At 50.5% G+C, this 25,011-nt stretch carries 16 protein-coding genes; 9 read left to right on the forward strand and 7 right to left on the reverse strand.

The window, feature by feature from the left end; genetic code table 11:
- Positions 1-123 precede the first annotated feature (123 nt).
- Entirely contained in the window at positions 124-1,161 is a 1,038-nt protein-coding gene (gene asnA / locus M3090_RS02205) for an aspartate--ammonia ligase (RefSeq protein ID WP_249053768.1), read from the forward strand.
- 11 nt (positions 1,162-1,172) lie between these two features.
- Positions 1,173-1,835, forward strand: a complete 663-nt coding sequence (ung, locus tag M3090_RS02210) for a uracil-DNA glycosylase (protein ID WP_249053769.1) — start codon at positions 1,173-1,175, stop codon at positions 1,833-1,835.
- 319 nt (positions 1,836-2,154) lie between these two features.
- On the opposite strand, the gene M3090_RS02215 is transcribed toward ung, so the two are convergent.
- The 3 genes from M3090_RS02215 to M3090_RS02225 all read right to left on the reverse strand — a co-directional run bounded on the left by M3090_RS02215 (position 2,155) and on the right by M3090_RS02225 (position 6,609).
- Positions 2,155-4,911, reverse strand: a complete 2,757-nt coding sequence (locus tag M3090_RS02215; RefSeq protein ID WP_249053770.1) for a putative LPS assembly protein LptD — start codon at positions 4,909-4,911, stop codon at positions 2,155-2,157.
- Between the two features lie 80 nt (positions 4,912-4,991).
- Complete coding sequence (locus M3090_RS02220) at positions 4,992-5,531, reverse strand: HDIG domain-containing metalloprotein (RefSeq protein ID WP_249053771.1); 540 nt, start codon at positions 5,529-5,531, stop codon at positions 4,992-4,994.
- A 112-nt stretch (positions 5,532-5,643) separates the two neighbouring features.
- Positions 5,644-6,609 (reverse strand): transporter, encoded by a 966-nt coding sequence (locus tag M3090_RS02225; protein ID WP_249053772.1) that lies wholly within the window; start codon positions 6,607-6,609, stop codon positions 5,644-5,646.
- A gap of 280 nt (positions 6,610-6,889) precedes the next feature.
- Between M3090_RS02225 and M3090_RS02230 the strand changes: the two genes are divergently transcribed.
- From M3090_RS02230 to dnaA, 3 genes are all read left to right on the forward strand, one after another.
- On the forward strand, positions 6,890-8,029 hold the full coding sequence (locus M3090_RS02230) for an N-acetylmuramoyl-L-alanine amidase (RefSeq protein WP_249053773.1): 1,140 nt from the start codon (positions 6,890-6,892) through the stop codon (positions 8,027-8,029).
- A gap of 33 nt (positions 8,030-8,062) precedes the next feature.
- On the forward strand, positions 8,063-8,959 hold the full coding sequence (locus M3090_RS02235; protein ID WP_249053774.1) for an MlaD family protein: 897 nt from the start codon (positions 8,063-8,065) through the stop codon (positions 8,957-8,959).
- A gap of 350 nt (positions 8,960-9,309) precedes the next feature.
- Positions 9,310-10,695 (forward strand): chromosomal replication initiator protein DnaA, encoded by a 1,386-nt coding sequence (dnaA, locus tag M3090_RS02240; protein WP_249053775.1) that lies wholly within the window; start codon positions 9,310-9,312, stop codon positions 10,693-10,695.
- A gap of 122 nt (positions 10,696-10,817) precedes the next feature.
- Here the strand turns inward: dnaA and M3090_RS02245 are convergent, their stop codons facing one another.
- Positions 10,818-11,552 (reverse strand): NADPH-dependent oxidoreductase, encoded by a 735-nt coding sequence (locus M3090_RS02245; RefSeq protein ID WP_249053820.1) that lies wholly within the window; start codon positions 11,550-11,552, stop codon positions 10,818-10,820.
- Positions 11,553-11,898: 346 nt separating this feature from the next.
- Here M3090_RS02245 and M3090_RS02250 point away from each other — a divergent pair, with 346 nt between their 5' ends.
- On the forward strand, positions 11,899-14,436 hold the full coding sequence (locus tag M3090_RS02250) for an adenosylcobalamin-dependent ribonucleoside-diphosphate reductase (protein WP_249053776.1): 2,538 nt from the start codon (positions 11,899-11,901) through the stop codon (positions 14,434-14,436).
- A complete protein-coding gene (folB, locus tag M3090_RS02255) occupies positions 14,427-14,804 on the forward strand; it encodes a dihydroneopterin aldolase (protein WP_249053777.1) in 378 nt (125 codons plus the stop codon). The genes M3090_RS02250 and folB overlap by 10 nt, the downstream gene beginning before the upstream one ends.
- A gap of 89 nt (positions 14,805-14,893) precedes the next feature.
- Here the strand turns inward: folB and coaW are convergent, their stop codons facing one another.
- From coaW to pulA, 3 genes are all read right to left on the reverse strand, one after another.
- A complete protein-coding gene (gene coaW, locus M3090_RS02260) occupies positions 14,894-15,718 on the reverse strand; it encodes a type II pantothenate kinase (protein WP_249053778.1) in 825 nt (274 codons plus the stop codon).
- Between the two features lie 84 nt (positions 15,719-15,802).
- Complete coding sequence (locus tag M3090_RS02265; protein WP_410553162.1) at positions 15,803-18,073, reverse strand: DUF5686 family protein; 2,271 nt, start codon at positions 18,071-18,073, stop codon at positions 15,803-15,805.
- Positions 18,074-18,405: 332 nt separating this feature from the next.
- Positions 18,406-20,403, reverse strand: a complete 1,998-nt coding sequence (pulA, locus tag M3090_RS02270) for a type I pullulanase (RefSeq protein WP_249053779.1) — start codon at positions 20,401-20,403, stop codon at positions 18,406-18,408.
- A 379-nt stretch (positions 20,404-20,782) separates the two neighbouring features.
- On the opposite strand from pulA, the gene M3090_RS02275 reads away from it, so the two are divergent.
- Both M3090_RS02275 and M3090_RS02280 read left to right on the forward strand, forming a co-directional pair.
- On the forward strand, positions 20,783-23,455 hold the full coding sequence (locus tag M3090_RS02275) for a 4-alpha-glucanotransferase (RefSeq protein ID WP_249053780.1): 2,673 nt from the start codon (positions 20,783-20,785) through the stop codon (positions 23,453-23,455).
- Positions 23,456-23,638: 183 nt separating this feature from the next.
- Positions 23,639-25,000, forward strand: coding sequence for an MFS transporter (locus M3090_RS02280; protein WP_249053781.1), 1,362 nt, complete (start codon positions 23,639-23,641; stop codon positions 24,998-25,000).
- The last annotated feature ends 11 nt before the right edge of the window (positions 25,001-25,011 follow it).

The following is a 25,011-nucleotide window of genomic DNA, read 5'->3' on the forward strand; positions in this document are numbered from 1 at the left end:
AGTCTTAAAAGAGCAGAGGCAAAGAAAAACACAAACATTTTGCTATTTATTCCAGCAAAAGCATAGCAGATATTAATATTATTCCTATATTTGCCGGACAAATTAACAAAATGTGTATATTTTATGAGCTATCTGATAACTCCCGAGGGATATGAACCTTTGCTGGATTTGAAACAAACTGAGTTGGGAATCAAACAGATAAAAGAGTTTTTCCAACTGAATCTTTCTTCCGAACTACGCTTGCGGCGTGTCACGGCTCCTTTGTTTGTGTTGAAAGGGATGGGAATCAACGATGACCTGAACGGGGTGGAGCGCCCTGTGACCTTCCCCATCAAAGACCTGGGAGACGCGCAGGCCGAAGTAGTACATTCGCTGGCCAAATGGAAGCGGCTGACGCTGGCCGAATATGGCATAGAACCGGGATACGGCATTTATACGGACATGAATGCCATACGGGCTGACGAGGAGCTGGGTAACCTGCACTCGCTGTATGTAGACCAGTGGGACTGGGAACGGGTTATCAAGCAAGAGGACAGGAATGTGGAGTTCCTGAAGGAGATTGTGACGAGGATTTATGCCGCCATGGTGCGCACGGAGTATATGGTCTACGAGATGTATCCGCAAATCAAGCCTTGCCTGCCGCAGAAGTTGCACTTCATCCACGCGGAAGAGTTGCGTCAGTTGTATCCGCACCTGGAGCCCAAGTGCCGGGAACATGCCATCACGCAGAAGTATGGGGCGGTGTTCATCATCGGCATCGGCTGCCGGCTGGGCGACGGGAAGAAGCACGACGGGCGCGCGCCGGACTATGATGATTATACCACGCCGGGGCTGAACGGGCTGCCGGGACTGAATGGCGACTTGGTATTGTGGGACGAGGTATTGCAGCGCAGCATCGAACTGTCTTCCATGGGTATCCGCGTGGACAAGGAGGCGCTGGTGCGCCAGCTCCGCCTGGAGGGCGAGGAAAGGCGGCTGGAGCTGTATTTCCACAAGCGGCTGATGGACGACACGCTGCCCCTGTCCATCGGAGGAGGCATCGGACAGTCGCGCCTGTGCATGTTCTACTTGCGGAAAGCGCATATCGGAGAGATACAGGCAAGCATCTGGCCCGAGGAGATGCGCCGCACTTGCAAGGAGCATCACATTCATCTGATTTAACCCACAGCGCCATGGACGTACAGATAGAAGACAGTTGGAAACGGCGATTGCAGCCGGAGTTTGACAAGGCGTATTTCAAGACACTGACCGACTTCGTGCGGGAAGAATACCGGACGGGCACCGTATATCCGCCGGGAAAGCTGATTTTCAACGCCTTCAACCTGTGCCCGTTCGACCGGGTGAAGGTGGTCATCATCGGCCAGGACCCATACCACGGGCCGGGGCAGGCGCACGGGCTATGCTTTTCGGTGAACGACGGGGTGGCCTTCCCGCCCTCGCTGCAAAATATATTCAAGGAGATAAAGGCCGACATGGGCACCGAGATGCCCGCCAGCGGCAACCTGACCCGCTGGGCCCGGCAGGGCGTGCTGCTGCTGAACGCCACGCTGACCGTACGCGCCCACCAGGCCGGGTCGCACCAGGGACACGGGTGGGAGACCTTCACCGATGCTGCCATACGCCTGCTGGCCGAGGAGCGGGAACACCTGGTGTTCATCCTCTGGGGAACGTACGCCCAGCGCAAGGGCGCCTTCATCGACCGCAACCGCCACCTGGTGCTGGCATCTGCCCACCCCTCGCCCCTGTCGGCCTACAACGGATTCTTCGGCAACCGACACTTCAGCCGTACCAACGAGTATCTGACGGCGCACGGCGAAACACCCATCCAGTGGTAACCCGGCACGGCTGACGCCCCGACGCCGGCCATCGGCACACCCTGCCAAGCACAATTCTCCCCCGCCCGCGTGAGAATTTCTCATCCGGACGGGGGAAATTTTATGCGCCGAGGGCTGAAGAAATTCATAGCATAAGGTGCGACGAATATAGCATAAGGTGCGATGAATATATCATAAGGTGATATGAATATAGCATAAGGTGATATAAAGAACTGAGCGGCGCGAAAGGATGTTTCGACGCGGGCGACACAACATTTCCACCGGGGCAGACAAACTTATGTCACACCGGCGTTAGCGAAAAGTCATTTGGAAAATTGAATCAATACCACTGGATGTTGCTCTGCGTCTGGCTGCGCTGCTCGTACTTCAAGTCCTGAAGGATGCTGGCATTGGCGCGGATGGTGAAGTTGTAGTACTTCCAGCGGCCAAAGGGCGCGACGCTGGCCGACATGCTGAAGCAGTGCAGGTCGCGCGTAATGTTGAACGTGGTCTGCGTGATTTCCTTCGACTCGAAGTCATAGCCCGAGTTGAAGTTGATAGACCACTTGTTCGAAATCTTGATATTCCCGTTGATGTTCAACGCATTCAGGCTGAACTTATACGGATAACGCATCCGCTCGCGGTTGATAGGCTTCGTGCGGTCCTCGGAGATGTTGAAGCCCGTGCTGAAGTTGATGGACCACGGCATCTTAAACACCTGATAGCCGTCGTCATCCACCTCGGCCTGCCGCGTCTTCTTCTCGTTCGGCCTGCCCGACGAGCTTTCCGTGCCATCCCCCTCCGCGTCGGGGTCATCCGACTTCGGTTTATCCTCCTCGTCATCCCCCTTGCCGGTGAACAGCTTGACCAGCTTCTTCCAACTGTCGTTGTTCAGCGTCCAACTGAACGATGTCCCGTAGCCCGACCAACGGCCGAAGCGCCCGTACGACCACTCCGTGCGGTTGCCCACGTACACATTGCCGTTCTCGTCGAACTCATAAGCATAGGTGGCGAAACGCGACGACATGCTCAGCGTATAGTTCTTCGTCAGCTTCAGGCGCAGGTTGAAGTCCAGGTCGCTCCACGGCTTCTCCTTGGCGGCAAAATTATAAGATATGCCCACCCCCAATTCGTCAATCAGGCTGATTTTGCGTATCGAGTCATTCTTGTCCCGGTACTTCATCTCGATGTTGTTCGAAAGGTCGAACGAGATAATCCCCGACTTACCCGTACCCGGCGGGCTGAACGGCTGGTCGGCGTAATACGAATAACGCACGGTATCCATCGGCAACCCGTTACGGTCCGTGCGGACATACGAGTCATAGTAACCATAGCGCGACGAACCGAAGTCCGGCGAACCGCTGATGCTGATGGACGGCGTGATGACATGGCGAATCTGAATCTCTTTCTTGGGGAAGAATAACGGCTTGTACATGCCATAAATCTTCGTGTTGATGCCCACGCTGGCACTGTAATCATACACACGGTGGAAGCCGAACACCGTGTCCGTGTTCACCACCTCCTGCTCTTGCTGGTCCCAATCCCGCGAAATCTTGCGCGTGTACCACCGCTCCGTGTAGTTGAAAGACGGCGTGATGTTGAAGTAATTGAACACCGTAAACGTGGCGCTGATGGGAATGTTGTGCTGCATGGCGTTCTCCCAGTCACGTATCAGGCTCGACTTGAACAGCAGGTTGTCCTTCGTCTGGATGCTGTTGGTCAGACGGCCCGTATAGCGCAGGTTGATTTTCTCGTACCACTTCTCGTCCCCCACCCGATGCTTGCGGCGGAAAGGATATACCGTACTGAGCGAAATGTTCAAGTCTGGCAAAGTCACCGAGATAGACGAGTCGCGCATGGTCTGCGCAATGTTGGCCGTGGCCGATATGCTGAGCAGATTGTCGAAGAAGTTGCGCGAATAGCTCACGCTGGACGTCTTCGTGTTCTGCGACATCAGTTGAGAGTTATAAAGGTTATTAATGTTGGTGCGTTCGTAGCTGCTGGTCGAGAAGTTCACGCTGGCCGAGAACGTGGAATTAGGATTGGCCTTGGCATCCTGCCTGTGCGACCAGACAATCTTAAAGTCCTTGGCCACGGAATAGTCGCTCAATCCCTTGTCGCCCGTCTTTGTCACCTGATAGTTGAGCTGGAACATGCCCGAGAACTTATAACGTTTCACGTAGTTGCTTTCCGCATTAATGGCCCACGAGCCCTTGGTAAAGATATCCCCGCGCAACTTCAGGTCCATCTGGTCGCTGATGGCGAAGTAATATCCGCCGTCCGTCAATCCGAAGCCGCGGCTCGAGTCATCCATGTAGGTCGGCATCAGGAAGCCCGACTGATAGCTGCTGGAGAAGGGGAAGAAGAAGAAGGGCACGGCCAGAGGCAACGGCACGTCTTCCACAACCAGATAGGCAGGACCGGTCACCACGTTCTTCTTGGGGCGAACCTTGGCGTAGGTCATCTGCATGTAGAAGTGCGGGTGCTCGTGGTTGTCGCAAGTGGTGTAGCGGCCTTTCTTCATGTAGAGTTCGTCGCCCGCGCCTTTCTTGGCGTTGTTGCCGGTGACGTAACCCTCTCCTTGCTGGCTCACCACGTTACTGATAAGGCCTTTCTTACTCTTGAAATTATAGCGGATGGTGTTGGTCTCGTAGGGCGTCTCCCCATCTTTGAACACGGGCAATCCCTGCATCACACCCAGCGAATCTTCCACGCCATGCGCATAGACCGTGCTACTGTCCATGTTCATAGTGATGACTTCTGCGGTCAGTTCAATGTTCTGATGAGGATAGTTCACCTTTCCCTCGCCATACAAATGGGCATAGCCGTCTTGGGTAAAGACGATGGAGTCGCTGGCCTCGTAGGTGACAGGCGCATCCAGCCCTTCTTTCTTCTTGGGCACGGAATCTGCCTGCAAGGAATCGAGCATCAACGAGTCGGCAGACAGCGAATCGCCCACCTGCAAAGAAGGCTGCACACGGTCTTCCCGTATTCTGCGTTCTCTGCCTCGACGCTGAGAGTCTGCTTCGGAAGAAATCAGAAGCAACAGAAACAAAATGATGATCGATATGAATATATTCGCTTTCAATGAAGTCACTTAGTAAGTTAGTTGCACTCGGCGGGGCAAAAGTACAGAAAATAATATGGATTCTCCTGGTTTTTACAGAAATTTAAATCCTATAAAAACATCTTGCACCAATTGTCGAAACGTCTCACACCGTCTTCGCCGTATTTCTCCAGACTTTTCCGGGCTTTTTCGACACTTCTTTCATCTTCCAGATGAGTTTTGGAAAAGAATTTGTCTGAGAAGCAAATTAACTGTTCTTCCAACGAGACGGGCAGCATGTCGCGATGCGGGACGGGCAGATTCTGTGCGATAATCTGAGCCAACGAAAGCCCTGCCCCTGTATGACGTTCGCACACCAAGGCATGACGCGGCAAGCCTTCGGCACGCATTAAATCAGCTCCCAGATAGCCGTGGCAAATGTATGGTTTGTCACCAAAGCAAAAGATGGAGGCGGCATCTGTCAGAAAGATACCGATATCATGCAGCATGGCTCCTTCATAAAGGAAGTCTTTGTCCAAAGCTAATTCAGGATGGCGGTCTGCAAGCTGCAACGCCTTATCGGCAACCGAACGGCTATGCATCAACAAGATGTGCTTTAGCTCGCTCTCTCCCGGATAATACTTATTTATAATGTCGATAGGATGATTCATCAGCTTCTTTACTTTACGGGGTGCAAAAGTACAAATTATTCTCCAACAATCTTGCCTATTGCCTGCACATTAACGCACGGAAGCGGCGTAACAAGACTTGCCTGTTTCAATTTTACTCAAGCGGACGGGCTTCTTCGCGCTTGCGCTTCTTCCACAATTGCCATGAATTAATGATGTTTTGCCACAGGACATACGAACCTGGCCCGACAGAAGCCAGGGGATTCAAATAGGTGTAAGCCATCCAGATGGCCAGCACAGTGTTTTTCTGCCCCAAAGCCTGCCCACCGCTGATGCGTTCCTTATAATGTCCGCCGATGCGCTTGCCCAGATAGAACTGCAAGCAACAAGTGACCAATCCAGCCAAAGCGATGAGCCATTCGACCGAAACCGGCGCCGTACTGTTGACTAACGAACGGACTGTCTGTCCCGACACGATGGCCAATGCTACTCCCCATAAATAGAAGGCCGCATCGTGAAAACCAAGCAGCCAAGCATGAAGACGAGGCACGAAAACACGCAAGAACCAGGCCAGCAAAAAGGGACACAGCAACAAGGGGAACACTTTACTCAGAATCTTGAGAAAAGCGGTCAGAAACGAGACATCGGCATGAGGCTCCACCCAGGGAAACACCAGAGGAACCGTCACGGCTGCCAGAAGGTTGGATAGCAACGTATAAGTGGTCAGACTGGAAGCACTTCCGCCCAACTTGCCCGTAATGACAGCCGCCGCGGTGGCCGTAGGACAAATCAAACATACCATGGCAGCCTCGAAAACCTCGTGGTAAACCTGGTTCATGGGGCAATAGACCAACAGCAAGGCCATCAGAAGGCAGGCCAGCAACTGAAACAAGATAAGCCAGCCGTGCCAACGCTTCGGCTTCAAGTCGCGCACTTCTACTTTACAGAAAGTCAGCAAAAGCTGGGCAAAAATCAGTAACGGAGTCAGCACCGACACCACGCTATTGACCAAAGGCTTCGCCGGAGCCAGAAACGGAGTTCTGGCAAACAAGAAATACACCAACGTACCCGTCACCATGGCCACAGGCAGCGTCCAATTTTTCAGAAAACGAACAAACATATTTCTCTTTTATTTAAACCCAAAACAGGGACGCAAAAGGAAGGCAGCCATTCCGAACAAAAGCCACGGCCATGCCGAACCAAAGCCGCAGTCATTCCGAACAAAAAGGAAAGCCACCATCAGCCCCAACAGTTTTCAGCGCGCAAAAATACGTTCTTCTTCCGGAAATATGGCCTTCGACGCCTAAAAACTGCTGCAAATACGTACAAAAAGCATAAAACTTAAATCATGCACACGAGTTTTCTACAAAATTGCATTAAATTTGCAACGGCTTTCTGATATGCAACGGAATGGGTTATACATATTATATATGAGCGCCTGCATCGGCCTGCTCTGTTTGCTTGCTTCGCCCCCTTGTTACGGGAACAGCGAAGCCAAAGACTTTATACTCGTCATCGACGCCGGCCACGGAGGGCATGACCCGGGAGCCGTAGGCCGGATTTCGAAAGAAAAAGACATCAACCTGAAAGTAGCCCGGCAACTGGGCGAACTGATAGAAACAGAGTGCCCCGACGTGAAAGTCATCTACACGCGCAAACGCGATGTCTTTATCCCTCTGAACCGCCGTGCCCAGATAGCCAACGACGCCAAAGCCGACCTGTTCATCTCCATCCACACCAACTCGCTGGCTAAAAACCACACGGCCAAAGGTGCTTCGACATGGACTTTGGGATTAGCCAAGTCGCAAGCCAACCTGGAAGTAGCCAAACGCGAAAATGCAGTCATCTTGTATGAAGACGACTACAAGACCCGCTATGCAGGCTTCGACCCCAACTCATCAGAATCATACATCATCTTCGAGTTCATGCAAGACAAATACATGTCACAAAGCGTGCATCTGGCCTCACTGGTGCAACAACAACTGCACCACACTTGCAGAAGAATAGACAGAGGCGTGCATCAGGCAGGCTTCCTGGTCCTGAAAGCCAGTGCCATGCCCAGCATCCTCATAGAACTGGGCTTCATCTCCACCCCCGAAGAAGAACGCTACCTAAACTCGAAAGAAGGCATCAACACACTGTCTAAAGGCATCTTCCGTGCCTTCCTGGCCTACAAGCAAGAACAGCAAGCACGAACGTCGACGTCGGCCCCCGCAACAACAGCCACAAACAGTGAACCACCCAAAGCAGCCCGAGCCACGGCATCCGTCAGTCTGCCTGTGTTCAAAATACAGATTCTGACTTCTTCCGAGCTTCTCCGCAGCAATGACAAAAGGCTGAAAGGACTGAAAGATGTAAAACATTATAAAGAAAAAGGCCTATATAAATACACCTACGGTTCCTCCAACGATTACGAACAGATACTGCGCCTCAAGCAATCCATCGCTTCCAAATTTAAAGACGCTTTTATCATCGCGTTCAAAAAAGGAGAGAAAATGGACATCCACCAAGCCATACAAGAATACAACGAACATAAATAAACTCTAATAAGAATCATACAAAAAAGATACGTCATGAAAAAGTTTTTCACCAAAGAAGTTAAAATAGGAATTGCAGGCATCATCGCCCTCTGTGTATTGATATACGGCATCAACTACCTGCAAGGCATCCACCTGTTCAAACCCACCAGCTATTTCTACGTCAAATTCCAAAACGTAAATGGCCTGACAAAGTCCAGCCCAGTCTTTGCCGACGGCTTCAGGGTAGGCATTGTACGAGAGTTGTATTATGACTACGAACACCCGGGCAATGTAATCGCAGAAATTGACGTAGCTCCCGACCTACGCATACCCAAAGGTAGCTCTGCTGAACTGGCAGCCGAAATGCTGGGAGGCGTACGCATGAACCTCCTGCTGGCCAACAATCCACGCGAAAAATACCAGGCAGGCGATACGATTCCCGGCAATCTGAACAACGGAATGATGGGACAAGTAGGCAATCTGGTTCCACAACTGGAGAAAATGCTCCCCAAACTGGACTCTATCATGGCTTCATTAAATACCCTGTTAGCAGACCCGGCCATCCCGGCTACACTGCATAACGTAGAAAACCTGACAGCCAGCTTAGCCGTAAGCAGCCAACAACTGCAAACACTGATGTCTACCGACATTCCTGAACTGACCGGAAAGCTGAACACCATCAGTGACAACTTTGCCACCATCTCCGGCAACCTGAAAGAAATTGACTACGCAGCCGCCATGCAAAAAGTAGACTCGACACTGGCCAACGTAAAAATGATTACAGACAAATTGGGCCGCAAAGACAATACCGTAGGTCTTTTACTCAACGACCCAACCTTGTACAACAACTTAAGTACGACCACAGCCAATGCCGCGAGTCTTCTGGAAGACCTGAGACTGCACCCCAAACGTTACGTCCACTTCTCTTTATTTGGAAGAAAAGACAAGTGAGCCACGAGCACTATATAGATTTCGTCTAAATAACAACCGAACTCTTCATTTGGATTCAAAGAATCACAACGATACCATATACAGAAAGAAAGGATATCAAGATACCACATTCAAAAACTCACAAAAGGTCTCCTTGAAAATTCCTAATTCATATATATACAAGACATTACAAAATAGCAATAGCCCCTTTTGAGGGGCTATTGCTACCTTAAAAGATAAGTAATTGAATTTAAACAGCTTATTCTTTTCCCAAAAAATACAAGAAAAAAGCCATTTGTTTTTCTCAAATAAGATTGCGACTTTTGCAAACGTAGAAGTTATGCTTAATCAATAAATGTTTTGTTGCCGCTATGAATGATATAGATCATGTGGGGCTTTGGAATCGTTGTCTTACGATTATTCGAGACAACGTGCCGGAGCAGACATATAAGACTTGGTTTCTTCCAATCAAACCACTGAAATATGAAGACAAGACCTTGGTACTGCAAGTACCGAGCCAATTCTTCTATGAGTTTTTGGAAGAGCAGTTTATAGACTTGTTGCGGCAAACCATATATAAAGTATTTGGCGAAGGAAGCAAACTGATGTACAACGTCATGGTGGTAAACAATCCGCCGACGGGTGTATCCCTGCCCCCCCATACCGGCACAGCAACTCCAACTAAACAAGAAACCAAGAATGTCCCCCCCCAGCCACTGATAACTGAACTGGACTCTCACTTGAAAGGGGACTACAATTTTGATACTTTCATCGAAGGCGAAAGCAACAAACTCTCACGAAGTGTAGCGGAAGCCGTAGCGCTCAATCCAGCCAAAACGATATTCAATCCCTTGTTCTTCTATGGTGCATCAGGTGTTGGAAAAACCCATCTAATTAACGCCATCGGAACAAAGATTAAAGAATTGTATCCTGAAAAAAGAGTATTATACGTCTCTGCGCACTTGTTTCAGGTACAATACACGGACTCTGTGCGCAACAATACTGTCAACGATTTCATCAACTTCTACCAAACCATTGATGTACTAATCATTGACGATATACAAGAATTTGCTGGCGTTACCAAGACGCAGAATACCTTCTTCCACATCTTCAATCACTTGCACCAGAACGGCAAACAACTCATCTTAACTTCTGACCGCTCACCTGTATTGCTGCAAGGTATGGAAGAAAGACTGATCACACGCTTCAAATGGGGTATGGTGGCAGAACTGGAAAAGCCAACCGTCGAATTGCGGCGGAATATTCTACGCAACAAAATACGGAGAGATGGTCTGCAATTCCCTCCAGAAGTTATTGATTACATTGCTGAAAATGTAAGCGATAGCGTACGAGACCTAGAAGGTATCATCATCTCCATCATGGCCCACTCAACCGTTTATAATAAGGATATAGACTTGGAGCTGGCACAACGCATCGTAAAAAAGGTCACACACAACGAAAACAAAGCAGTCACCATCGATGACATCATTCAGACCGTATGCAAGCATTACGGTCTGGACACATCAGCCATCCACACCAAATCCAGAAAACGCGAAGTTGTGCAGGCCCGTCAAATCGCCATGTACTTGGCAAAAAACTACACAGACCTGTCGGCCTCGAAAATAGGTCACCTGATCGGTAACAAAGACCATGCAACGGTCTTATATGCCTGCAAAAATGTCAAGGAACTACGTGAAGTAGACAAGGCTTTCTTGGCTGAAATAGACGAAATTCAGCGGGAACTCAAGAAAATTTAAGCAAGGATCTGTATAATAATCCTCCAATTTAATCATTTACCGACAAGGTCAGACCATAAACAATCGGGCACGAAGACGACGTTAAACCGCCAACGTGCCCGATATTCTTTTTTTGTATTTCTTTAGAATCCCTGTCCCTTCATTGCCTTCCACAACGCTTCCGACATGGCTTCCGCATCTCGTTTTGTATAACGCACCTCCGTAAAGACTTGTGCAAGGGTTTCTTTAGCATTCTCCCATACGAATTGTTTATTTTCTGGAAGTGACTCTTTGTAAGCATACAAACGGTCAATGTCCTCCGAAGTATAATCATGATAAGTTTCTTCATGAATAATAGCCTCTAAAGGCAAACGGTCCACTTGTGCTGGACATTCAGCCGGCCAGCCTACTGTAACCGTTGCTATTGGGAAAACCAATTCAGGCAATTCCAAAATATCTATAATTTGCTGGGGGTTATATGTAGTAGTACCTAAATAGCAAATACCCAATCCTTGTTCCTCGGCTGCCACACAGAATGTCTGCGCCACCAAGAGCGCATCTATTGCTCCCGTCACGAACCACTCGAAATTATTATAACCTGGCTCAGCTTTCCGACACTCACACCAGCGACTGAATCGGTGCAGATCAATGCAGAACGTCAGCAGCACAGGCGCCGACTGCACCATAGGTTGAGAAAAATGAGCCGGAGCCAATTGGGCCTTACGGCTTGCATCGCGCGTCACAATGACACTGTATGCTTGCATATTTCCCACCGTAGAAGCGCGAAACGCATCACTTAGCAAATCATTTAACAAATCATCCGAAATATCCTTTTGCTGATATTTTCTAATCGTCCTTCTTTGTTTCAAACTTTCCATCTCTTTTCTATTTTCTGCAAAAATAAAAAAAGAAACAGATATATACTTGATTAATGCAGAGAAAAAAGCAAAGTATTTTTCCATTTACATAAATAATTTATTTAAATAAGAGTAAGAAGTTTCCTATTTCGGAAAACTTTCCCCATATGCACAAACAGCCAACAGCATAATAATCAAGTGTGTGCAAATCAAAAACAGAAAACTTATAAAATGGATAATAAAAAGGAGTTGCTTTTCTTGGATAAAAAGAAAAACATTCATAGCTTTGCAAAAACATTTATCTGCATTAAACGACACTTCTTACAGAATTAATCAAAAACAGCAAACATCTAAGGAGCAAAACATCGTGGAAAAGAAAATTTACTCTTATGAAGAAGCCTTTGAAGAATCTTTACATTACTTCCAAGGAGATGAACTAGCCGCAAGGGTTTGGGTAAACAAATATGCGGTGAAAGATTCTTTCGGTAATATTTACGAAAAGTCACCGGAAGACATGCATTGGAGAATAGCCAATGAAGTGGCTCGCATCGAGGCCAAATACCCTAATGCCTTGACAGCAGAAGAATTATTCAACCTGCTGGACCACTTCAAATACATCATTCCGCAAGGCAGCCCGATGACGGGAATTGGAAACAATTATCAGGTTGCGTCTTTGTCCAACTGCTTCGTGATTGGTATCGACGGGAAAGCCGACTCTTATGGCGCTATCTTCAAAATAGACGAAGAGCAGGTACAACTGATGAAACGTCGTGGCGGTGTAGGCCATGACCTCTCACACATCCGTCCTAAAGGTTCCCCGGTCAAGAACTCCGCCCTGACATCTACCGGCCTTGTTCCTTTCATGGAACGTTATTCCAATTCTACCCGAGAAGTTGCCCAAGACGGACGCCGTGGAGCTCTGATGCTAAGCGTGTCCATCAAGCATCCCGATGCCGAAGCCTTTATTGATGCCAAGATGACCGAAGGTAAAGTTACTGGTGCCAATGTTTCTGTAAAATTGGATAATGCATTCATGGAAGCTGTCACTGAGGACAAGCCATACGTTCAACAATATCCAATTGATGCAGAAAATCCAATTGTAAAAAAAGAAATCAACGCCGTAGAACTTTGGAAGAAAATCATCCACAATGCTTGGAAATCTGCCGAACCGGGCGTACTGTTTTGGGACACTATTTTAAAGGAATCTGTACCGGATTGTTATGCAGACTTGGGCTATCGTACCGTGTCTACGAATCCCTGTGGGGAAATTCCTTTGTGCCCTTACGATTCATGCCGTTTACTGGCCATTAATCTCTATTCTTACGTGGTCAATCCATTCAAGCCTGATGCCTATTTTGACTTCGATTTGTTTAAGAAACACGTGACATTGGCTCAGCGCATCATGGATGACATCATCGACCTTGAATTGGAGAAGATTGAAAAGATTCTGGAAAAGATCAACTCCGACCCGGAAAGTGAAGACGTCAAACACACGGAGAAGACCCTATGGGAGAAAATCTACAAAAAGAGCGGACAAGGAAGACGCACCGGTGTAGGTATTACAGCCGAAGGTGACATGTTGGCAGCCTTAGGATTGCGCTACGGCACAGAGGAGGCCACAGATTTCTCTGAGAAGGTTCATCGCACCATCGCCCTCCAAGCTTACCGCGCATCGGTACAGATGGCTAAAGAACGCGGTGCTTTCGAGATTTATGACACAGAGCGTGAAAAGAACAATCCTTTCATCAACCGTTTGCGCGAAGTCGATCCGGAATTATACAAAGAAATGAAAGCTTACGGACGGCGCAACATTGCTTGCCTGACCATCGCTCCGACCGGAACCACAAGCCTGATGACGCAAACCACGTCTGGCATCGAGCCTGTATTCCTCCCCGTATATAAACGTCGCCGCAAGGTAAATCCCAACGATACAAACGTACATATTGATTTCATAGACGAGACAGGCGATGCCTTCGAAGAGTATATTGTCTTTCATCCTAAGTTTGTTACATGGATGGAAGCACAAGGGTATGATCCTGCCAAGAAATACACACAAGAAGAAATCGATTCGCTGGTCGAGCGCTCACCCTATTACAAAGCGACATCCAATGACGTGGATTGGCTGATGAAAGTCAAAATGCAAGGACGTATCCAGAAATGGGTGGACCACTCCATCAGCGTGACCATCAATCTGCCTCAAGATGTAAGCGAAGATTTGGTGAACCGCCTTTACATAGAGGCTTGGAAATCGGGCTGCAAAGGTTGTACGGTATACCGCGAAGGCTCTCGCTCGGGTGTGCTCATTTCGACCAAGAAAGACAAGAAAGATGAATTGCCTCCGTGCAAACCGCCTACGATTGTAGAGACGAGACCTAAAGTATTGGAGGCCGATGTCGTACGTTTCCAGAACAATAAAGAAAAATGGGTGGCATTTGTCGGACTGATGAACGGACATCCTTACGAAATATTTACCGGTGTGCTGGACGATGACGAAGGCATTGTCCTTCCGAAGAGCGTTGTTTCTGGCCACATCATCAAAAACTACGATGACAACGGCCGCAAGCACTATGATTTCCAGTTTGAGAACAAGCGTGGTTATAAAGTAACCATCGAAGGCTTATCAGAAAAGTTCAACAAAGAATATTGGAATTACGCCAAACTTATCTCCGGAGTATTGCGCTATCGCATGCCTATTGAACAAGTGATAAAACTGGTCAGCTCGCTTCAATTGGACAACGAAAGTATCAACACCTGGAAGAACGGTGTCGAACGTGCTCTCAAGAAATACGTATCCGACGGCACAGAAGTCAAAGGAAGAAAATGCCCGAATTGCGGCAATGAGACTTTGGTGTACCAAGAAGGCTGCCTCATCTGCAAAACCTGCGGAGCTTCGCGATGCGGATAACACATAGCTATATACTATTAAAAGGTCTGCGCTTCTACGCCTACCATGGCGTAGGAACGCAGGAAACCATTGTAGGCAACGAGTTCACCATAGACCTCCGGCTGAAAGTAGACTTGACGGCTGCGGCAGAAAACGACCGGTTGGAAGACACAGTCAGTTACGCCGAGGTGTTTCAGGCCGTAGAAGATGAAATGAAGCACCCTTCCCGATTGTTGGAACATGTAGCCGGACGCATCTGCGAGCGGCTTTTCCAAGATTTCCCCCTCGTCGCTGAAATCGAATTGAAACTGATGAAGCGCAACCCGCCAATGGGGGCAGATATTCGAGAAGCCGGCGTAGAAATGAAGTGCCAACGCCTCCCTTTCTGAACAACGGAATTACAAGATAGCCCGCAGTGCGCAAGAGCGATGTCTCTTGTGCACTGCGGGCTATCTTCTATCGGATTATAGGCTTTCCCTTAAGATTCGCTGATATATGCCAACGCTGCCCCAATGGCTGTCCGATACTCGGCATAGGGAGGAACATGAAAGTGGACGCCATAGAAGCGCTCAATCTTGGAGAATACCTCGCGGCATTGCGGCAACTGCGTCAGGTTGCCGATAAGCACAAAATCCTTTATGTTGCTGTTGATGGAAGCCAGAACGGCTGCCTGCCCGATGGTCTGAAGCACCATCCAAATGATGCCGCAAGCAATGTCCGTTTCAGAAGCATTGCTATCCACTTTGCCTAAAAGAGAAGCTGTAGCATCTACTGGCAAATCGGGCAATGCTTTGTTACAGATATCTCCTATCAACAGATTGACCCGGGTACTGTCGCCTTTGCCAGCCAATTCGGCCACTTGACGGATATTATCCGTCTTCAACAGCAAGCGCGACAACCCTTGCAGCGTACCGCCCCCGATGCTTACCCCGCCAATGTGCTTGATATGGTCACCGTCTATGCGGACGAGCGAAGTCCCTGTCCCCATGCTAACCACTATCAGTTGGTCATTGTCCAGCGCGTGACGTGCAGCCAAGCCGTTGGCCAGGAACTCATCAGTCTTACGAGTGGGCAAACCATACAGCGGACTGTCGACAAAGGCGCTCCCAACTCCTGTCAACATCACCTGCTCGACGTCGGCCAACTGGATGCCATTATCATATATATACTTTCCGAAAGCACCAAACAAGGAAGTTACCGGGTCGGCGGCCGTAATGAACATGGGCGAATGGATATGCCCCTTATCAATGCCAACAATCTTGGTCGTGCTTCCTCCTACGTCTATACCAATTACCATTCCCATAGTATTCTCTTATTATTTGCGGCAAAGGTAGGCATTTCGTATCTATATATGCGTATGTTTCCGGGAAAAAATAGCCGGTCTCTGCTAACGGTTAAACAGCTCGAAGGTAAACTTGCAACCTACCTGCTGGTATTCCCAGTTGGCAAAGCTGGCAAACAGACCGAAGTCGAAAACATGCGTGCCGATTCCATAACCCACTTCGATGTAAGGTTTCAGATGAGGGACGGCAAGAGCATTGAAGTAAAGGCGCTCGTTCAAGACATACTGCGTGTATTTCATCAAATGCCGCATCAGCAGGAAAGGTGCCTCGTAAGTCAGATGAGCCCGGAAATAGCTGCGCGAGGAGTTGTACCAAGGGCCGTCCAGCAACTGAAAGACGCCACCTATTTCATCGTTCCAACCCACAGGCAGGTTGTGCCGGGAGAAATTGGCAAAGTCAACGAAATAGAGTTCTTTCTGATTGGTAAACATCCCCCACCCTAAACGGTAATACAAATCACGCATCAAACCTAAACGGATGCTATGCTGATAATCCAGTTCAACACGTTCATAAGCCCCGGAGTTCGGCAGGATACCCGCAATGCCCCGCTCCCAATCGACCGAGACGGTGGGATAACGGGAAAACAGATTCACTTTGCGCAGCCCATCCATATAATAGTATTGTCCGGGAGTCCAGGTAAGAACCACGCGGGGGGCGAAGCTATTATAAGCGTGGCGGAAACGGTTGAGTATGGAGGGGTCATAGGCCGGAAGGATGGGGGTGACCGGCTGCCCCTCCTGCGAAGGGTCTGTCAGCGAACGCACCGGCGGTGTCTGGGGATAGATGAACTCAAAGCGCGAAGGCTCTGCTTCGGTACGGCGGTGTATGGAGAGCCCTACGTCGAGCGTCAGGCCGTTTATGATTTCCCACGTATGCCTCACCCGCAGGTAGAGGTCTTTGAAGTAATCCAAGTGTATCTGGTTAAAGTCGAAAACGCTGTCCGGGATGGCTTTCAAGTCTTCCAGGACATCGCTGCTGTATATGCGGTTGCCGTTGCCTATCTCCAGATGCAAGGCTGCGCGGTGCTGGGGCAGGTAGTCGAAGTCGGTCGCCACTGACCAGTAGAACTCCTTGCGCGTGAAGTTGTAGCCTATCTGGGGAACGACACGCAAGAGCCTGTCGCCGGTGAAAAGGCGGTTGTATTTGAACTGTTGCCGGTAGGACAGGCCGTTGGAACCGCTATAACTGAACAGCAGGGGGTTGATGAGGGGCGAGCAGTTGACGCTGCCTATGTGGGCGATGTTCAGCGTATAGTCACGCAACAAGACATCGCCCAGTTGGCCCCAGAAGGCCAGGTGTTTGTTGTTGCGCCAGCGATGGCGGCGGCCCAGGGTGTCGCGCGAAGCGAAATAGTCGGCATACAGTTGCTGTTCGTGGGTCGAAAGGGGTATGGGACGCAAGGCGTTGAAGGTGGCGGTATCGCGTACATAGGCGTTCGTGTCGCAACGCAGCGTGTAGTATTCGCTCAAATCATAAGGGCTGCGGCGTGGCTGGGCAGGCGCCGGCTGTGTGCCGCGGGGGGTAATCTCGTGGTAATCCAGCGTAGCGGTATAACGGCCTTCGATGCGGTTGCCCAACAAGGCGAAGCGGCCATCGACGATGCAACTGAGGGGGAGAAATTCATCCGGAACGCCCACGTCGCCCATCTGCAACTGTGCTTGGAAGGCAAACCACTCGCTACGTCCTGAGAAGGACATCTGGCGGATGCTCCAGACGTTGTCGGTGACAATCAGGTAGCCGTCTACCAACTGGAAGCTTTTGTTGCGGGGCATAAAGCGTATCTTATACGTCCGTTCGTGTGTGGGGCCCCATACCGAGTCGAGGCGGTAGCGGTAATACTTGGCGGCATCGGGCGACAGGGGCGAGAGGAGCTTGTCGCGGAGCAACGTGGGGGCATAGATGTTGATATGGAAATATTCCGGCAGGCGGTGGTCCATCCACCAGAAATCGGACGTAGTTCCGCTGACTGCCGTCACTTTATGGTCGTACTGTCCCGGGGCCGTGTAGCGCAAATCGCCGTAGGCTTCCATCATGTACTCGCGCACCCCTTTGCTGAGGCGGAAGATGGAGGGCCAGAAGCGCAGCAGGAAATTGCGCTTGGGCACGTGGAGGTAGCCCTTGATGTAGATGTTCGATTTGTATGCCGCCACGGCCTTGGCATAGGTAGGGGCACAGAGTATCACGCGTGACATCAGCGAGTCGGCCACTGTTTCCTGCGGGTCGGGCGGCGGCAGCGAGGCGCGCTTCTTGGCCGAAAGACCAAGAGGGATGCACAGCCACAGGCACAAGCATATGTAGAAGACGCGTCTTGTCACTTTTCTTCTTCTTTAGGGACTATGGCGGCAAATATAAGGATTATCCGTGGAAAAGCGCAGATTTTAACCACATTTGGCAAGATATGGGGAGAAGCTCCTGTCATAAGGGAGAGATGAGTATTATAGTCATCCGGGATGAGTATTATAGTCATCTCCCCCCGCTCTGAGAGCTTCCGGCGATGCCTTCCCACAAGAGGTCCGGAAAGGTATATTACCTTTGGGGGAAAGGTATATTACCCTTCTGCCAAAGGTATATTACCTTTCGGGCAAAGGTATATTACCTTTCTCCGCACCCCTCCAAACCTCTCCAGGAAGGGTCTGGGGGCCATCTGTCAACGGTGCAGGATGAGTGCCGAACGCGGCCCTACACTGACCTGCCCGCCCGGCATCGTGCCCAACCCACGGCGGGCATCAATCCGGCCGTCGCGCGCCACCACTTGCCACGTACCTTCAGGCAAGTCGATGGCCGTAGAACGGGAGCGGGCGTTCAATATGACCGTGATGTCCTGCCACGTGTCGCCGGCCGGAGCGCCCTTCAGACGGAAAGCAACGACATTGGCCTCCTTGACCGGAAGGAACTCCAGACATTCCCGCACCCTATCGGCATCACCCAAGCGGAAGGCAGGATGATGGCGGCGCATGTCAATCAGGCCACAAACATAGTCGAACACCTCGCGGTTCTTCGCCTTCAGTTCCCACCGGATGGCATTAATGCTGTCCGGGCTGTTATAAGAATTATGCACCCCGCTCTTGTCGCGCATCACCTCGTCGCCCGCAAAGATGAAAGGCACACCCTGCGACGTCAGCACAGCCGTCTCCGCCAACTTATGCAATGCCGTCCTCACAGCCGGAGAAGCATCGGGCATCGTAGCCTTCAAACGGTCGGCCAGGCACATATCGTCGTGGCAACTGACGTAGCTGATAAACTGCGTAGGCTGCAACGCCCAGAACTTAGGCACCTTGTGCGCCGCCCCGGCATTGACCTGAGGATGCTCCACACCCCCGGCCAGACCGAAGCGGATGCCAGCCTCATGCCCCTCCAGCCCGGCCAGGAAAGCACCCAGGCCATCATTGCCGAAAGGCCCGCGCAAGCTGTCGCGGAACTCATCGCTGAAAGCCGCCACACCCGCCAGACGGTCGATGTTGTTCTTCATCGCCAACGAATCGGCAGGCCATTGCGGAGAGCCGGCAGCCCATCCTTCGCCATACACATAGATAGAAGGGTCAATCTCGTCCAACGCCTTCCGGATGGCACGCATCGTTGTCAAGTCATGTATCCCCATCAAGTCAAAGCGGAAACCATCCACATGATATTCTTCCACCCAATACTTCACACTCTCCACCATATAGCGGCGCATCATCTCGCGCTCCGAAGCCGTCTCATTGCCACACCCCGAAGCATTGGCCCAGCCCCCCTCCGGATTCTGCCGATAGAAATAGCCCGGCACCGTGCGCTCAAAGTTGCTGCCCTCGGTCACAGCCGTATGATTATACACCACATCCATCACCACGCGGATACCAGCCTGATGCAAAGCCATCACCATCTGCTTAAACTCACGGATACGGACTTCCGGGTCATAAGGGTCCGTAGCATACGACCCTTCGGGCACATTATAATTCTTCGGATCATACCCCCAGTTATATTGAGGCACATCCAGCCTCGTCTCATCCACCGACGAATAATCGAACGAAGGCAAGATATGTACATGCGTCACGCCCAACTCCTTCAAATGGTCAATCCCCGTCTTTTGTCCCCGGGCAGACCTCGTTCCGGCCTCTGTCAGAGCCAAGAATTTACCACCATGCACAATCCCCGATAACGAATCAATCGAGAAATCACGATGATGCATCTCATATATAATAATGTCGGCAAAGCTTTTCAATTCCGGCCGTACATCCTTGTCCCACCCTTGCGGGTCCGTATCATCCAAATCAATCACGGCAGCCCGGTCGCCATTCACGCCAACCGCCTTTGCCCATACGCCCGGAGTATCTCCCAGCCATGCACCGTCCACCTTCACATCGAACGTATAAAACTGCCCGTTCAGGTCTCCTTCTACGGTTGCCCGCCACAGTCCCCCATCATCCTCTTTCATGGACAAAGTCCGGACAGGCTCGCCCCCTTGTCCCTCGGCATACAGCTTCAGGCTCACCTCGTCAGCGGTAGGAGCCCACAGTGCAAATTTAGTAGCTTCAGGAGCATAAACCATCTCTTCCCAATCACCTTCCGGCACAGGATACTCATCATACGCATCATAAGAATTCCGCTGCACCTGTTGGCAGCCCACTGCGGTCAATACCGGCAAAATCAATAAGTGTTTCAACTTCATGGAGTAACTTTTTAGATGTAAATAGTAAGATTTTTGTCAAAGATACACCGTTTTCCCGACAAATCAATCGAATAGAAATAAAATAGAGACAACCCCATTACTATAATTATGATTATCAATAAGAAAAGCTGTATTCTCCTACTGATTCAAGGAACAAGAATGGAAATCTCCCATCTCATCCGCAAAAGACTTCCTGACGGGCAAGAGCCCGGAAAGCCTTCTCCAATACATTTATATTTTCATATACCCCAACCTACGCCAGAAGTATCTAGAAAGTCGATTTTAGCCTACATTGATTTATATTTTCATTCTTTGAGAAGATGCTTTCAGGTTCTCTCACTATATTTGTACATTCAAATTACTAATACCGAAACATAATATGACTATTACCTTTCGAATTCAGTATCACACCACATGGGGTGAAAGCCTCCGTGTTCTTATTGACGACGGTTTTGAAGTAGAACTGTCCACTGTGAACGGCATCCTATGGCAAGGCCAAAGCAACTATCAGCCCGCTTCAACCGAAGCCCCGGTTTCTTACCGGTATGCAGTCTACCGCGACAACCGTTGCATCCGCCAAGAGTTTGGTGCTATTCCCCATCTGTTTTGCCCCTCTGGGAACAAAGATGTACATTATCTATTGCAAGACACATGGCGCGACCTGCCTCTTGCCTCCTATCGGTTCAGCTCAGCATTCAGCACCACAGAGAATGACAGCCGCCCCCAAATGCCTCTCCCCGTTGAAAGCAACACGCAGGTCATCTTCCGTGTACTCTGCCCTTCGGGTAACACCCACAAACGGACATTAGGCCTGGTAGGCAACTGCAAGGCATTAAGCAATTGGGCGGCATCCGCTCCCGTCCGTCTTAGCGAAGTGCGTCCTAATGTATGGCAGGTGGCTTTGGACGCAGCTTCCCTGCCTCCCACTTTTGAATATAAATATGTAAGCTTATGCCCGGACAATGACAGTGTAATCGAATGGGAAACCCATGATAACCGCACATCCACAGTGCCGGCACTGCAACCGGGCGAGGTTTATGCAGCTCCAGAAGAAGAGGCTTTCTTCGCCGGAGAAAACTATAAGATAGCAGGTTGTGCCATACCTGTATTTTCTCTTCGCTCAGAAGGGAGTTTTGGCGTAGGAGACTTCGGAGACCTGAAAACATTCATAGGTTGGGCAGCAGATACACACCAGCGGGCCGTGCAGATTCTCCCCATCAATGACACAACAATGACAGAGACTTGGACCGACTCTTATCCATACAGCAGCATCTCCATTTATGCTTTCCACCCCATGTATGTCGATTTACGGCAACTTCCCTCTCTGCATGACAGCGAAGCGGCCATCACCTTCGAACAAAAAAGGAAAGAACTGAACGGGCTGCCGCAAGTGGATTACGAAGCTGTGAACCGTTGGAAAAGGGATTATCTGAAAGCCATATTCCTGCAAGAGAAAGAAACCATTCTTGCTTCTGAAGGTTACCAGGATTTTTACCATGACAATGCCGAATGGCTGCGCCCATATGCTACTTTCTGCTACTTACGCGACCGGTTCCATACGGCAGACTTCAACCAGTGGCAAGAGTACAGCACCTATCGCTCTGAGATTTCGGAAGAGTTCTGCTCGCCTGAAAGCGAAGCCTACACGGAAACCTCTTTCCATTGCTTCGTGCAATATCTGCTGCACATACAATTATTGGCAGCTTGCGACTATGGTCGCCAACGGGGCGTTATTGTAAAAGGAGACATCCCCATCGGCATCAGCCGCACCAGTGTAGAAGCATGGGTAGAGCCTTATTACTTCAACATGAACGGACAAGCCGGTGCTCCTCCCGATGCATTCTCGACCAAAGGACAGAACTGGGGATTGCCCACCTATAACTGGAAGGTGATGGAGAAAGACGGCTACCTGTGGTGGCAACGCCGCTTCCGCAAGATGGCCAACTACTTCACGGCCTACCGCATCGACCACATCCTGGGATTTTTCCGAATCTGGGAGATACCTACCCACTCCGTACACGGGCTGTTGGGGCAGTTTGTCCCTGCCTTGCCGATGAGCGTGAACGAAATCCAAAGCTATGGGCTATATTTCCAGAAGGACTTCATGACACGCCCGTTCATCAACGATTTCATGCTCAACCAGATGTTCGGCCCTCGTGCCCAAGAGGTCCGGGATACTTTCGTACAACACCTGCACGACGACATCTATGCCATGCGTCCGGAATTTGACACGCAAAGAAAGATAGAAAGCTACTTTGCCGGAAAGGACGATACGGACAGCGTCAACTTGCGAGAGGGCCTTTATGCCTTGGTCAGCGATGTGCTGTTTATCCCCGACCGGGACAATCCGGAGATGTACCATCCGCGCATCGCCGTGCAAAACGACTATATCTACCGCCAGCTCAATCCGCAGGAGAAGGATGCCTTCAACCGCCTGTACAACGACTATTATTACCGCCGCCATAACCAGTTCTGGTACCAGGAGGCCATGAAGAAACTGCCCATCCTGACCCAATCGACCTCTATGCTGGTGTGCGGCGAGGACTTGGGCATGGTGCCCGAATGCGTGCCTTGGGTCATGGAGCAACTGCAAATCCTGTCGCTCGAAATCCAACGGATGCCCAAACGCCCGGAAGATGAATTCGGGCACGTCGAATCTTATCCATTCCGCTCCGTCTGCACCATCGGGACGCACGACATGAGCACCTTCCGGGGCTGGTGGGAAGAAGACCGCAACGTGTCGGCACGCTTCTTCTACCACGAACTGAAGCATTGGGGAGAGCTGCCCCAGCATGCACCGGGGTGGCTCTGCGAAGATGTCATCCGAAGACACCTGTACAGTCCTTCCATGCTGTGCATACTGACGTGGCAAGATTGGACTTCGATGGACGAAGCCCTACGCAACCCGGACATCGACATCGAGCGTATCAATGTCCCTGCCAATCCACACCACTACTGGCGCTGGCGCATGCACCTCACACTGGAAAACCTGATGCAACAACACGACTTCAATGACAAAATCCGCCGCATGATTGACGAGAGTGGACGGTAAATGATAATTTATTCATAGTTGACAAGGGAACAAGTTGACAAGGGAACAAGTTTTTGTTGTGGTTAACGAGTTGACAAGTTAACAAGAAGACGAGGGACGAGTTAACAAGGAATAAGTTCTGTCCTTGTAGTCTTGTTAACTCGTCCCCTCGTCAACTAACTTCCCATCTAACAAACTAAAATCATGAAAGAAATTCCCAATTTAAGTTTCTGGAAACTCTGGAACATCAGTTTCGGCTTCTTCGGCGTACAAATCGCCTATGCCTTGCAGAGCGCCAACATCAGCCGTATCTTTGCCACACTGGGCGCCGACCCGCACAGCCTGAGTTATTTTTGGATTCTGCCCCCGCTGATGGGCATCATCGTGCAACCGCTCATCGGCATGTTCAGCGACCGCACCTGGTGCCGCTTCGGACGGCGCATCCCCTACCTGTTCGTAGGAGCCATCATTGCCGTGATGGTCATGTGTCTGCTGCCCAATGCCGGCAGTTTCGGCATGGGAGTCTCGGCGGCCATGGTGTTCGGCCTGTTCTCGCTGATGCTGCTCGACACCTCCATCAACATTGCCATGCAACCCTTCAAGATGATGGTGGGCGACATGGTGAACGAAAAACAAAAAGGACTGGCCTATGCCATCCAAAGCTTCCTGTGCAATGCCGGCAGTCTGGCCGGATACCTCTTCCCGTTCGTCTTCGCAGCCATCGGCATCAGCAACGTGGCGCCCAAGGGAGTGATTCCGAACTCAGTCATCTACTCCTTCTACATCGGCGCCGCCATCCTCATCCTGTGCGTTATCTACACCACGCTGAAGGTCAAGGAATACCCGCCACAATTGTATGCCGAATACCACGGCATCGACAATCAGGAGAAAGAAGAAAAAGTAAACGTGTTCAAACTGCTGGTCAAAGCCCCCAAAGCATTCTGGACCGTAGGACTGGTGCAATTCTTCTGCTGGGCAGCCTTCATGTTCATGTGGACCTACACCAACGGCACCGTGGCCGCCAACGTGTTCGACACCCCTTCCGCCAAACTGCTCAAAGACGGCGTGACAACCCTGGTACTGGACACCCAATCGCAGCAATACCAAGACGCCGGCGACTGGGTGGGCATCCTCTTTGCCGTGCAGGCCATCGGTTCTGTCCTCTGGGCCATGGCATTGCCTATATTCAAAAACCGCAAGCTGTCCTATTCACTCAGCCTGGTGCTGGGAGGCATAGGCTTCATCTCCACGTATTTCGTCCATGACCAATACCTGCTGTTTGTATCCTTCCTGCTCATCGGATGCGCCTGGGCAGCCATGCTGGCCCTCCCCTTCACCATCCTGACCAACTCGTTAAGCGGAGGCCACATGGGCACCTATCTGGGACTGTTCAACGGCACCATCTGCGTTCCACAAATCGTAGCCGCTGCCACGGGCGGACAGATTCTGCACCTCTTCACCCGCGAAGGCAGCGTACCTCCCGAAGTCAACATGCTGGTACTGGCAGGCATCCTGCTGATTGTCGGCGCCTGCTGCGTAAACTTCATTAAAGAAGGAAAAAACTGATGCAATTGCAA

Source organism: Bacteroides sp. ET71 (assembly GCF_023336905.1).
GTDB lineage: Bacteria > Bacteroidota > Bacteroidia > Bacteroidales > Bacteroidaceae > Bacteroides.

What these genes read in the sequence shown, in the direction of transcription:
- asnA (WP_249053768.1), top strand. Translation starts at nt 124, where the DNA reads ATGAGCTATCTGATAACTCCCGAGGGATATGAACCTTTGCTGGATTTG.
- ung (WP_249053769.1), top strand. Translation starts at nt 1,173, where the DNA reads ATGGACGTACAGATAGAAGACAGTTGGAAACGGCGATTGCAGCCGGAG.
- M3090_RS02220 (WP_249053771.1), bottom strand. Translation starts at nt 5,531, where the DNA reads ATGAATCATCCTATCGACATTATAAATAAGTATTATCCGGGAGAGAGC.
- M3090_RS02225 (WP_249053772.1), bottom strand. Translation starts at nt 6,609, where the DNA reads ATGTTTGTTCGTTTTCTGAAAAATTGGACGCTGCCTGTGGCCATGGTG.
- M3090_RS02230 (WP_249053773.1), top strand. Translation starts at nt 6,890, where the DNA reads ATGCAACGGAATGGGTTATACATATTATATATGAGCGCCTGCATCGGC.
- M3090_RS02235 (WP_249053774.1), top strand. Translation starts at nt 8,063, where the DNA reads ATGAAAAAGTTTTTCACCAAAGAAGTTAAAATAGGAATTGCAGGCATC.
- dnaA (WP_249053775.1), top strand. Translation starts at nt 9,310, where the DNA reads ATGAATGATATAGATCATGTGGGGCTTTGGAATCGTTGTCTTACGATT.
- M3090_RS02245 (WP_249053820.1), bottom strand. Translation starts at nt 11,552, where the DNA reads ATGGAAAGTTTGAAACAAAGAAGGACGATTAGAAAATATCAGCAAAAG.
- folB (WP_249053777.1), top strand. Translation starts at nt 14,427, where the DNA reads ATGCGGATAACACATAGCTATATACTATTAAAAGGTCTGCGCTTCTAC.
- coaW (WP_249053778.1), bottom strand. Translation starts at nt 15,718, where the DNA reads ATGGGAATGGTAATTGGTATAGACGTAGGAGGAAGCACGACCAAGATT.
- pulA (WP_249053779.1), bottom strand. Translation starts at nt 20,403, where the DNA reads ATGAAGTTGAAACACTTATTGATTTTGCCGGTATTGACCGCAGTGGGC.
- M3090_RS02275 (WP_249053780.1), top strand. Translation starts at nt 20,783, where the DNA reads ATGACTATTACCTTTCGAATTCAGTATCACACCACATGGGGTGAAAGC.
- M3090_RS02280 (WP_249053781.1), top strand. Translation starts at nt 23,639, where the DNA reads ATGAAAGAAATTCCCAATTTAAGTTTCTGGAAACTCTGGAACATCAGT.